Source organism: Kutzneria sp. NPDC051319 (assembly GCF_040682195.1).
In the GTDB taxonomy this organism is placed as follows: domain Bacteria; phylum Actinomycetota; class Actinomycetes; order Mycobacteriales; family Pseudonocardiaceae; genus Kutzneria.
This window is the reverse complement of record NZ_JBFBAM010000050.1, coordinates 41,488-53,048: the sequence shown is the minus strand read 5'-3', so window position 1 is coordinate 53,048 and position 11,561 is coordinate 41,488. Positions and strand designations below refer to the sequence as shown.

General features: G+C 68.7%; 10 protein-coding genes. 3 read left to right on the top strand and 7 right to left on the bottom strand.

Annotation, left to right across the window (positions count from 1 at the left end):
* Positions 1-400: 400 nt before the first annotated feature.
* A complete protein-coding gene (locus AB0M73_RS34775) occupies positions 401-1,018 on the bottom strand; it encodes a hypothetical protein (RefSeq protein ID WP_063753552.1) in 618 nt (205 codons plus the stop codon).
* Positions 1,015-1,566 carry a sigma-70 family RNA polymerase sigma factor gene (locus AB0M73_RS34770; protein WP_363899943.1) on the bottom strand — a complete coding sequence of 184 codons (552 nt, stop codon included), beginning with the start codon at positions 1,564-1,566 and terminating at the stop codon, positions 1,015-1,017. The genes AB0M73_RS34775 and AB0M73_RS34770 overlap by 4 nt, the downstream gene beginning before the upstream one ends.
* A gap of 311 nt (positions 1,567-1,877) precedes the next feature.
* Here AB0M73_RS34770 and AB0M73_RS34765 point away from each other — a divergent pair, with 311 nt between their 5' ends.
* Entirely contained in the window at positions 1,878-2,477 is a 600-nt protein-coding gene (locus AB0M73_RS34765) for a hypothetical protein (RefSeq protein ID WP_363899940.1), read from the top strand.
* 1 nt (position 2,478) lies between these two features.
* Here AB0M73_RS34765 and AB0M73_RS34760 read toward each other — a convergent pair whose 3' ends face one another.
* On the bottom strand, positions 2,479-3,441 hold the full coding sequence (locus AB0M73_RS34760) for a DUF1996 domain-containing protein (RefSeq protein WP_363899937.1): 963 nt from the start codon (positions 3,439-3,441) through the stop codon (positions 2,479-2,481).
* A 450-nt stretch (positions 3,442-3,891) separates the two neighbouring features.
* Between AB0M73_RS34760 and AB0M73_RS34755 the strand changes: the two genes are divergently transcribed.
* Complete coding sequence (locus tag AB0M73_RS34755) at positions 3,892-4,113, top strand: QsdR family transcriptional regulator (RefSeq protein ID WP_363899934.1); 222 nt, start codon at positions 3,892-3,894, stop codon at positions 4,111-4,113.
* Here AB0M73_RS34755 and AB0M73_RS34750 read toward each other — a convergent pair.
* From AB0M73_RS34750 to AB0M73_RS34735, 4 genes are all read right to left on the bottom strand, one after another.
* The gene (locus tag AB0M73_RS34750) at positions 4,082-5,830 is read right to left on the bottom strand and encodes a glycoside hydrolase family 76 protein (protein ID WP_363899931.1); all 1,749 of its coding nucleotides are present in this window, start codon (positions 5,828-5,830) and stop codon (positions 4,082-4,084) included. The genes AB0M73_RS34755 and AB0M73_RS34750 overlap by 32 nt on opposite strands.
* 145 nt (positions 5,831-5,975) lie before the next feature.
* On the bottom strand, positions 5,976-6,878 hold the full coding sequence (locus AB0M73_RS34745) for a DUF1996 domain-containing protein (RefSeq protein ID WP_363899928.1): 903 nt from the start codon (positions 6,876-6,878) through the stop codon (positions 5,976-5,978).
* A gap of 10 nt (positions 6,879-6,888) precedes the next feature.
* Positions 6,889-9,801 (bottom strand): discoidin domain-containing protein, encoded by a 2,913-nt coding sequence (locus AB0M73_RS34740; protein WP_363899925.1) that lies wholly within the window; start codon positions 9,799-9,801, stop codon positions 6,889-6,891.
* 156 nt (positions 9,802-9,957) lie between these two features.
* Positions 9,958-10,989, bottom strand: coding sequence for a LacI family DNA-binding transcriptional regulator (locus tag AB0M73_RS34735; RefSeq protein ID WP_363899923.1), 1,032 nt, complete (start codon positions 10,987-10,989; stop codon positions 9,958-9,960).
* 300 nt (positions 10,990-11,289) lie between these two features.
* On the opposite strand from AB0M73_RS34735, the gene AB0M73_RS34730 reads away from it, so the two are divergent.
* Positions 11,290-11,493: a hypothetical protein gene (locus tag AB0M73_RS34730; protein WP_363899920.1), complete on the top strand. Its 204-nt coding sequence runs from the start codon at positions 11,290-11,292 to the stop codon at positions 11,491-11,493.
* Positions 11,494-11,561 lie beyond the last annotated feature (68 nt).

Below are 11,561 nucleotides of genomic sequence, written 5' to 3'. Positions count from 1 at the left end.
GCAACGAGGCAACGAGGCAACGAGGCAACGAGGCAACGAGGCAACGAGGCAACGAGGCAACGAGGCAACGAGGCAACGAGGCAACGAGGCAACGATCGTCCGGCCACATCAGCCGCACAACACCACCCACGCCCCCACCGCGCCCGCCCTGCACGCCGACGCCGCGCACGTCGGCCCACCACTAACCCCGCCCCACCACATGCCCCGCCCACCACATGGCCCACCCAACCCAAGGGGGCCATCCCCGCTCCAGCCTACCAGCGGAAACGCGAAGTTGATCTTCGAACGCCCGGCCTGTGGACAACCGGCGACGGAGCGCGGGCTCTGTGGACAACGGCGGAAGGGCAACGACACAAGGCCGCCACCCAAGATAAGGTGGCGGCCCCGAGAAGGCCCTGAACTACAGCCGAACCGACACGAACTGCTTGCCGGCGGCGTTCTCCAACCGAACGGAGGCGATGTCCGCGGGATCGACCAACGCGCTGGCGTCCACGGTGGACTCCCCGGCGGTGACCTTCCACCCGGCGGCGATGGTCTGCCGCCCGTCCCGACCCACCAGCACCAACTCGCACTGGGTCCCGACGGGAACCCCACTCACGGCGGCGGAGATGTGCGACCACCCGGAGGTCTCGGCGAAGGACACGGCCAACGCGGCGCCGGTGCCGGCATCGGTGGCCTGAGCGCGAACGGGCCCGACGGAATCACCGGATCGTCCGACGGCCACACCGGTGGTGAGGGCGACACCGACGACAACGGCGGCGGCGGACGCCAGGAAGGCGCCGCGACGACGGCGTTTGGCGGCGGACTCGGTGCGGATCTGACGAAGGGCCCGCTGCAGCACCAGGTCGCCATCGGGCGGGGGACCGTTCAGCACGGTGTCGACGATGCGCTGGAACTCATGGAACTCGGCGACCTCGTCGCTGCACTGCAGGCACGTCTGGAGGTGCCGCTCCAGCAGCAACGATCGATCCTCGTCCAGGGTGCCGGCGAGGTAGCGCTCCACATCAGGGTTTTTCATGACACCGACCGTTCCAATCCCGCTTCGACCCCAGGGAGAAATCCGCGCAGCGCGCGAAGTGCGTGGTAGCACCGGGACTTCACGGTCCCGAGCGGAATGCCCAACGCCTGGGCGGCCTCGCTGGCCGTGCCGCCGAGCAGGTAGATCTGCTCCAGGACGTCACGGTGTTCGGCGGACAGCCGGCCCAGCGCGGCGCCGACGATCATGGTGTTGACGACGCCTTCGGCGTGGTCGCGGGAGACGGCGACGTCGACGGGCGGCTCGGCGACTTCCTGCGGCCGGGAGGCGCGGGCGCGAGCCTTGTCCGTCACGAGATTGCGCACCACGGTCAAGAGCCAGCCGCGAACGGACCCCTTGCCGTTGACCAGGCTGTCGGGATGCTGCCAGGCCCGCACCAACGCCTCCTGCACGACGTCCTCCGCCGCGGCGCGGTCCCCGGTCAGCCGATACGCGTACGCCACCATGGCCCCGCCGTGCTCGCGGTACAGCGAACGCAGCAACGCCTCGTCGGCCACGTCGTGGCGGGCGCGCCTGCTCAGCCCTGCCATCAGCACCACCTTCCGTGTCACCCCCGTGCACCGACCGGAAATCCCGATCGGGCTCATCGAGAAACACGGCCACCCGGCACGGTCGGCCGACCGCGGGGCGACTCCAACCGCCGACGGCTGCCCGATCGGACACACCGTCCACAGTGGAGGGCGGCCGGGTCCGTGCGACGCCCTGCACACCGCGCGGGCCCGGCCTACGTGACACACGAGCGAACCGCCGAACGGGTTCAACGGAATTTCGCCTTGAACCACCCGAGTCGCCCGACCGTGTTTGCGGCAACCCCACCCGACGACTCACGGAGTGCAGAGCCATGCGGCTGAGCAAGCTGATCCTCTCCTCGTCCCTCCTGGTCACGGCCATGATCACGATGACCGCGTGTGGTGTGCAGGGCACGCCGCAGGCCGTGGACATCAAGCCGGTTGAGAAGGTGGTGACGCTGCCGAACCCACCCGCGGTCCCACCGCCGACGGTGGCCAAGACGCAGAAACTGGTGCAGATCCTCAGCGGCGCGCCCGAGCAGCCGATGCAGCAGAACGCCAACGACATCGAGGTCAGGGCGACCACGTCCGAGCAGATCGGCACGTTCCTGACCGATGGCAACGGCATGACGCTGTACATGTTCACCAATGACGGCAACAAGAAGCCCACGTGTTACGGCGCGTGTGCGAAGACGTGGCCGCCGCTGCTGATCGCCTCGCCCGGCAAGATCTACCCGACCGGTGTCGACCCGCAGGCGATCGGTTACGTCGAACGGACCGAGGGCACCTGCCAGGTCACGGTCAACGGCCAGCCGGTGTACTACTTCTCCGGCGACAAGGCGCCCGGCGACATCAACGGCCAGGGCGTGAAGGGCACGTGGTTCGCGGTCAGCCCGACCGGCGGCCAGACTCCCCCGCTTCCGGGCAAGTAGATCAGCAGTGCCGGCCCGAGTTGATGCAGGCCACGACCGTGGCCATCAGCGAATCCGGCATGGCGTCGACGAACATCGCGTGATCGGTCACGGAGCTGTAGTGCTCCTCCGGGAAGGCGTCGATCGCGTAGTGCAGGCCGGGCGCCAGCGTGTAGGCCACCTCGATGTGCAGCTCCGGCACCGGGAAGGTGCCGACCCGGCAGCCGCCGCCGGGCTCCGGGAACACCAGGTGCCCGCGGTGGTCGGCGCTGTCGGTGCTGGTGCCGTTCCAACAGTTCGGGAAGTCGAACACGCGAATGGTCTGCTGCCCGGAGCCGCACTGCGGATAGTCCTTGGTGATCCGGTCCCGCGCCCCGGAGCAGGTCCACTGCACGTGTTCGGTGTTGGCGAGGCCTTCGGTGGTGCCATGCGGGTTTCCCGTGGTGCCACGCAGGAATCGGGGCATGGCGATGACACTGCTGACCGGGCTGCCGCGGTATTCGACCAGCACCGAGGTCGGCACGGCGATGGTGCTGTGGTTCATGGACATGCCGTCCATGCCGTCCATCTGCGTCAACGCCGACGGCAGCATCAGCACGGGCCAGTAGTAGGTGGACTTGTCGCCGAACTGGCACGTGGTCTCGCCCGCGGCCAGGCTGTCGTCGGTGGACAGCGCGTTGGTCGACTTGTTGCCCACGTAGTCGTGCACGTGGTGGGCGCCGCCGACGACACCGGGTTGGGCGACCAGATTGTCGGAGTTGTACATCCGCTCCTGGTTGCGCCCGCAGTCGACGTGCCAACTGCCGGGCGAGCCGGTCGAGGTGTACGCCACCGGCGTCGGTGCCGGGTTGGCGTCGGCGATGTCGATGTAGGTCGCCCCGGCCGGCGCGCTGAGCGCGCGATAGGTGACGACCCCGCCGGCGACCAGCGCCAGGCACAGCACGGGCAGCACCACCCGCCAGAGCCGCTTGCGCCCTCGAATCACGGTCGCAGCATCACAAACGGTCGTGCCGGCGGACAAATCAGGTCCATGAACGGGCAGACGTACGCGTCCGTTCGGCCGAATCAGATGTTGGCCGAAAGGAATTCGCGTAGCGGCGGGTTGACCGCGTCCGGGTCGGTGAGGCTGAGGAAGTGCGCGCCGCCCTCGACCAGCACGAGCGGCTCCGCCTTGGGCACCGCTCCGGCGCGGCGGAGCCGCCGACCTCGGGCTCAGCCGCGCCACGCTCTACCGGCGCATCGGCAACCACGATGAGCTCGTCGGCATGGTGCTGGCCGAACAGACCGAACACACCTTCCGGCGCTGCCTCGACGGCGTCTGCGCCGAGGGCCTCGATCGCGTGCGGGTGGTCTTCGAGCGCTTCATGTACGCCGTGATCGGCGCCGAGCCGTTGCGGGCGTTCATCGAGCGTGACCCGCTGCTGTTCACCGGATCGTGCTCGCCCCCGGCCTGGTCGAGCAGCGCGCGACCACGCTGTTCGCCAAGCTGTTGGTCGAGTCCGGCGTGTGCTTCGCGGTGCCGACGGGCGTGCTGGCACAGGCGATCGTCCGCATCGGCGACTCGTTCATGTACAGCCATCTGCTCGGCGGGCACGAGCCGGAGACCGACAATGTGATCTCGCTGGTCAACCTCCTGCTGGATTCGGCGTCGCGGTGAGGGCCTCCAGCGCGCTGGCCTGCGTGCGCCAGTCGACGGCGTTCGGGGCGCCGCCGGCCCAGCGCAGGCCGAGGTGGTTGAGCGGGTCGCGATCGTTGGCCCACAAGGAGTTCGCCTGGGTTTGCAGGTACGGCTGGTAGCCGACCTCGGCCAGGTAGCGGACGAGGATTCCCTTGAACTGCTTCTGGTTGTCGTCGCAGTTCGGCTCGCATGACTCGGTCAGCACACCCGGACCGACGGCGTTGCCCAGGCGCGTCGCCGCATCCAGCCAACGCCGGTCACCGGTGGCGCGGTAGAGCTCGTCGAAGCCGCCGATGGCCAGGCCTTGGTTGTACGTCCAGACGGTCTGTCCATTGTTGCGGCAGTCGGCGGTCAGGCCGTCGTTGACCTGGTTGTTCCCGTTGATCAGGCCGCTGCCCAGGTACCAGTTCCCTGCTGTCACGGCCCGCTGGCCCCAGACCGTGTCGCCGGGCGTGTCCACGTGCAGCGCGGCGGCCAGCCTCAGATAGAGGCCGCTCGTCACGGCGTTCTTGTACGTCCGCTCGCGGTTCCACCAGACGCCGCCTCCGCACGTCCCGGTGTCCCAGAAACCGTTGACGTAGTTGGCAATTGTCGTCGCCTCGGTCAGGTAACGGGAGTCGTGGGTGTAGTCGTAGGCGGCGATCCAGGCCAGGCCCCACCATGCCGAGTCGTCGATCGCCCGGCTGATGAAGTCGCCCTCGATCGGGTCACTCGATTTGACGCCGGCCGGGAACACGCCCTTGTTCACGTCGAAGGTGCGCCCGACAACCCAGTCGTAGTCGTGGTTTCCGGCCTGCCGGGCGTAGTCGATCAACGCCGTCAGCGTGGCCGCCGAGTTCCACCAGCTGCTGGGCCACCACGCCTGGTAGGCGTCGTAGGAGTACATCAGCGCATCGGCCGCCGCCCCGGCCCGTGTCGGCGCCGGGCGAGCCCATGCCGTGCAGCTTCCGTTGGTGTGACTGGCTTCCCGTCCACAAGCCCGTACAACACCGCCGTACAGCTTGGCTCTGGGATCCCGCGTGGCGAACATCGCGGTACGGCCCGATGTCGTGCGTCCGAGCGACGATCCGTCCGGCCAGCTCGCGCCTTCGTTCCAGCTGCGGTCCAGCCAGACCTCGTCGCCGGGCCCGTTGTTCTCGATCGTCGCCCACGCCATGTCGTTGGCATCGGTGTGCAGGCGGACCGTGCGGCCGTAGATCGTCGTCGGCGCGACCGGCTGCACGTCACCGTTCTGTTGGCTGCTGCCATCACAGGCTTTGTCGCAAACGTTGGGGTACAGCCAATCCGTGCAGGCCACCCCGTTCGCGTCGCCGCAGGCCCTGATCACGCCGCGGCGATGCCCCACCGGGTCGTAGACGTTGTACATCAGCGTTCTGGTGCCGGTCCAGCTGCTCGGTATGGCGGCCTTGCCCAGCAGCCCCTCCCACGTCCGGCCGCCGTCCCAGGACCGGTCCAGCCACACCGAGTCGCCCGTCGTGCCCAGATCGATGCTGGCCCAGGCCATCCCGTCCGGCTCCGACACGTGCAGCTGGACCTTGCGGCCGTTGATGTTCTTGTCCGGCAGGGGAAACGTCTCCCGCTGGGCCCTCGACGGGTCGAGGGTGTCGCAGGACGTGGCGCACACCGTCGTCGCCGCCGCGGCCGGAACCGGCGGCAGCGCCAGGACGATCAGGAGAAGCGGCAGGAGCCTGATCACCCTTCGCAGGGTGACAGCGCTCCCACCGTCCGGCCACCCCCACCCCCGATTCTGGCTCGAACCGGACAAGCACCCGACCTGTGTGAAAGGACCATTCCTCGCGTTGAACGAGAGGAATGGTCCTTTCCCAGCATCAGGCCCTTGACTAGCGGCCGGGCAGGCGGTAGTCCGGGCCCAGGGCGGCGCCGCGGTCGGGCTTGTACAGGTCGAAGCCCCGCGAGTCGCACTGGAGGCCGCCGTTGATACAGTGCTTGACCAGCGCGGCCAGCGTGGGCGGGTCCCAGGCGTTGAAGAAGTCGTAGTGCCAGGAGTAGCCGCGGCCGCTGGCCAGGTGCACCTGCGACATGTCGCCGCTGACCGGGAACGCGATCTTGAACTCCAGCATCGGCACCGGCACCGGGTGGTCGGCCGGGCAGGTCAGCGTGACCCGGTCCGGATAGGCCATGTGGCTCTTGTGATCCGCCGAGTCCAGGTGCACGCCGTCCCAGCAACTCGGGGCCTGGTAACGGATGTTGGCCTGGGTGCCGTCAGTGCAGTAGGACGGGAAGTCCCAGTTGTGGAAGCTGTCGCCGCACTCCCAGCCCTCGATGGCGCCGGGCGCGTGCTGGAACTGGTCCTGGGTGGCCATCATGTCGCCGACCACGAACTTCAGTCCCTGCGGGAAGGGCTGGACCTTGGTGTAGTCCAGGATCCCGGACTTGTAGTAGACGACCTGCGACCAGGTGGACAGGATCGGCTGGTTTCCGTTGTACAGCGTGGGGAACCAGTACGCGGACAGGTCGTCGGGCGCCAGGCACGTGGTGGCCCCGGTGCCGGCGGCCAGCAGCGAGTTCAGGGTGGTCGCCGCGTTGGTCGTGGTGTTGCCCAGGAACGTGTGGTCGTGCGACGCCCCCGGCTGGTTCGGGAAGACGATGGGATCGTCCGGCTGGTGGTGGGTGATCGTGCAGTCGGCCTGGAACTCGTGGTGGGTCACGACGTCGTCGGCCTGAGCGACCGACGCCAGCGCGACCACCAGTGCCGCGGCGAGGAGCAGGGCCTTGCGGGACACGGGCTTCTCCCTACTGGTAGATGCCGAACTCGAACAGCGAATAGCCGTACGCGGTGCCGCGCTGGGTGCCGGTCAGCCGGACGAACCGGCCGGAGCCGCTCACATCGAAGTCCTCGACGCCCCCAGCGCCCGTGGTGGTGCCGTGGATCGTGGTCCAGTTCGAGGTGCCGTCCGGCGACACCTGGATCGTGTACGCCTTGCCGTACGCGGACTCCCAGACCAGTTGGATGTGGTGGATCGCGGTCGTCTGGCCGAGGTCGACCTGGATCCACTGTGGATCGCTCCAGTCGGTGGCCCACCGCGTCCCGGTGTTGCCGTCGACGGCGTTGCTCGGCGGGAAGGGCGCGCCGTTTCCCGTTGCCTGGTAACTGGAAGCGGTCGTCGGCTTGCCCCGGGCCACGTTGACACCGTTGACCGGCGGCACCGTCACGTTGACCGACTTCGTCTCGACGGCGACGTTGCCATGGCCGTCATAAGCGTACACGTACACCTTCCAGACGCCGAGTTGGTTGGGCGCGGTGACGTTGAAGGAGTTCGTACCGGTCTGGGTGAAGTCGGCGTAGCGCAAGGTGGTGTTGTTGTCGACGTATTTGCTGCTGTACATGAGGTTGTAGCGCACTGACCCCGTCACGTTGACGCTCACGGCGAACTGCTTGCCGGCGCTGACGGTCTGTGGCACGGACATTTCCGTGATCACCGGGCCGGCCGGGGTCGCCGGCGAGCCGCCGTAGCTCTGGGCGACCTGGTAGTAGGTCGGGAACTTCCAGCCGCCCGGTTCAAGGTTGAACCAGATGCCGCCGAAGTCGTTCTCGTTGCCGTAGTTGAACAACGTGGCGCCCAGCGATACGCCGGTGTGGCCCTGGACGCAGTTCCAGGCGCTGGCATAGCCGGCGACCTTCTGCTGGTCGGACGGTTCGGTCGGCACCCCGTTGGCGTCGTTGGGAACCTCCCACTCGCCGGCCTCACCGGACTCGGTGACGATGTACGGCTTGGTGTAGCCACCGTTGATCCAGTCCTGCTTGACGTTGCAGACCGCGCCGTAGGAGTTGACCGCGTACAGGTCCAGCGACGGCGTGTTGGCCTTGTAGTACGGCCAAGCGCCGGTCCAGGCGTCGGTCGAGGTCACCGGGTGGTTCGGGTCGGCCGCGTGGATCGCCTGCGCCACCCGCTCGACGTAGCGGGCGTAGGCGTTGCGCTCCGCCTCCAGCTGCGTGCCGGAATAGGTGTTCTGCAACGTCAGCAGGACCTCGTTGCCGACGTCCCACATCAGCACGCCCGGATGGTTCTTGTAGGCGTTGACCTGCTGCACGATCGCGTTGAGCGTGCTGTCCTCGTACGCCGTGTCGTTGGCGAAATCGGTGCCCTGGTTGAGCCAGAACCCATTGATCACCTTGATGCCGTTGGCGGCAGCGCGATCCAGCAGCGGCTGACTCGAGGCATCGGTGCCCCAGGTCCGGACCGTGTTGACGCCGAGTTCCTTGAGATCCTGCATGTGCGCGTCGGCCGTCGCGCTCTGCGGGCCGAAGGTGACTCCCTTGATGTAGTACGGGTTTCCGTTCACCGACAGGCCCCAGTTGCCCTGGCCGCCGGTCACCTTGACCACGCTGCCGCCGTTCGGCACCGGCGGTGTCGTCAGCGGCGGCGGGGTGGCACCGGTGCTGGTGTAGACGCCGACGGAGCCGATGCTCAGCACGCCGCCCGACGACGTCTGCGGGCTCGGGGACGTGCAGCCGCACACCGTGTTCGGGTAGCCGCCGCCGATCGCCAGGTCGAACACGAGGTAGAACCCGTGATCGACGGCGGCCTGCCAGGTGCTGACCCCGACCTGGCTTTCCCTGACCTGCCAGACCTGTTGGCCGTCGATGGTGAACCGGATCTGCTCGTCGCTCAGCGTCCGGTCGATCACCTCGGCGTAGGTGTGGTACGCGGTCTGGCAGTCGCCGCACGTCCCGAGGCCGCTGGTCATGCCGTTGTACTCGCCGCAGTTGCCGCCCGGGACCGTGCCGCAGTGCAGGGTTTCCGACGACTGCGCGCGACCGTTGACGCCTTCCATGATGTCGGCCTCACCGACCGCCGGCCACGCACCGGGATTGCCGCGGTTGGCCGATCCGTAGGCGCGGAAGGCCGGCCAGTAGCCGAGCGCGTTGGACACGTTGGGCTGCTTGATGGAGGCCGTGATCATCAGCTGGCCGCCGGCCGGCGCGGCGAAGTCGGTGCGTTGCGACTCGATGCGGCCGGACGTCCAGTTGCCGCCGTTGTTCAGGGCGGTCAGGTTGACGTGGCCGTTGCCGTCGAGGGCGACGTTGGCCGGTGTGTTCGTCTCGACCTCGCCGCTGGACGGATTCGGGCCGTTGGCCGTGATCCAGTTCCCGGCGTTGGGCGCGCTACCGGCCGCGCCCGGGAAGTTGTCGGTCCAGACCGGGTTCCACTGCGGGCCGCCCGGCTGGTCCGTGCCCCCGCCGTAGACCTGGAACTCCCACAGCGAGAAGCCGTAGCCGCCGACCCGCTTGATGCCGTGCATCCGCACGTATCGGCCGGCGCCGCTCACGGGCAGCGTCTGCTGGCCGCCGGTTCCCGTTGTCGTCGAGTAGACGGCGTGCCAGCCGGTGGTGGCGTTGTCCGACACCAGGATCTCGAAGGAGGTCGCGTAGGCCGCTTCCCACTGCAGGGTCACCTGGCTGATCGCCTGGGACGAGCCGAGGTCGACCTGGAGCCACTGATCGTCGTTCCAGGCGCTGGCCCAGCGCGTGCCGGTGTTGCCGTCGACCGCGTTGGCGGCCGCGTAGCCGTCCCCCTCGGTCGACGAGGCCGTTGTCGGTCTTCCTTGGGACAGCAGCGTTGTCGCCGCATGGGCGGTGGGCGGGACGAGCACCGGTGCGCACAGGCCGAGCACGAGCAGCAGCGCACAGGAGAGAGCCTTCATCGGTTCTCCAGGGGTACGTCGTGGCAGCGGACCGAGTAGCCCCTCTGGCGGGAGAGCGCTCTCCGAACTGGTACGCAGTTTTACCCGAGGTTCACAGGCCCGTCAAGAGAGCGCTCTCCCGGTGCGGCGCCCAGCGTCGACCGCGTCCGGCGTCGGTCAGGAGGAGCCGCGGACCACCAGCGCCGGCTCGAAGATCACCGAGGTCACCCGCTGGCCTTCGCCGTCCATGCGCTCCAGCACCAGTCGGGCCATCTCGGCCGCCATGTCCTCCACCGGCTGCCGGATCGTGGTCAGCTGCGGCCGGCTGCTCAGCGCCGCGCCGCTGTCGTCGAAGCCGACCACCGAGACGTCTTCGGGTACGCGTTTGCCGTGCTTGCGCAGCACGTCGAGGGCACCCATGGCCATCAGGTCATTGGCCACGAACAGGCCGTCGAACCGCTGCTCGGCCAGCAGCTTCTCGGTGGCCCGCTCCCCGCCCGTCTGCGTGAAGTCGCCTTCCGCGCTGGGCACGAAGGCCTGGCCGTGCCGGGCCATCGTCGACCGGAAGCCGGCCAGCCGGTCCTGCCCCGCCGGCGTGTCCAGCGGGCCACTGATCGTCGCCACCTGCTTGCAGCCTCGGGCCATCAGGTGCTCCGCCGCCAGCCGGGCGCCGTCCTCGTGCGCCACGTCCACGTAGCTGATCGGCGTCGGCCGCACCGGCCGGGCGAACATCACCGTCGGCACGTCCGCGTCCGTCAGCTGACCCGGCAGCGGGTCCCTCGGGTCTATCGAGATCAGCAGCACCCCGTCGAACCGGTCCTGCCGCAGCCGGTTCATCAGCTGCGCCCGGGCCTTCTCCGAGTCCACCAGCATCAGCACCGGGCTCACGTCCATCGGGCCCAGCACCCTCAGCACTCCGCTGACCACCCGCCCGAAGAACGGGTCCGCGAACACCCCGCCCGGAAACGCGTCCGTGTGCTTGTTCGGCTCCGACACCACCAGCGCCACCGCGCCCGTCCTGCGCGTCACCAGCGACCGGGCCGCCCGGTTCGGCACGTACCCCGTCTGCTCGATCGCGCGCTCCACCGCCTCGCGCAGCTCCGGGTCCACGTTCCGGATGCCGTTCACCACCCTGGACACCGTCGCCCGCGACACCCCCGCCACCTTCGCCACATGCTCCAGCGTCGGCGGCGCCTGATCGGTGCTCATGCAGCATTTGTAGCACGCTCAGAGAGCGCTCTCCCTGCGAACAACCCGCCCCACCTGCGCTCGCACCTCTCCCACCCTCGCCGCCGGCCTCCGCCCACCCTCGCGGGCCTCCCCCGCGCCCCACCTCAGCCTTTCCCCAGTCACCCGCCGGCCTCCGCTCCGGTCCCATTCCCCGCCGCCGGCCCTGCCCCATTCCCCACACCCTTCCCCATTCCCCACTGCCCCAACGCAACCTTCCGGTTCTCGCCGCCGTCTCTACCTTCGACCAGGGCGCGTGGGTGGTCGGACGGGAGGTCGCAGTTGATTCGAGCGGACCGTGAACTGCTCGCCGAGCTCATGAGCGTCAACGACGCCGTGCCTGGGATAACACTGGCCATGCTCGACGGATCCTTCAGCCGCCAGCAGCATGCGGAGTTCGGCGCGCGACTGGTGGCCCTGGGCAACGCCCTTTCCGCCCGTGGCCATCAGCAGGCGGCCGTCGTGGTCGACGGCAGCGTCGTCTAGCGGCGGGAGCGGGCACCGCCATGCCCGCGAACACACCCTCGGCCGCGGTCGACACCGCGCGGAGGTGC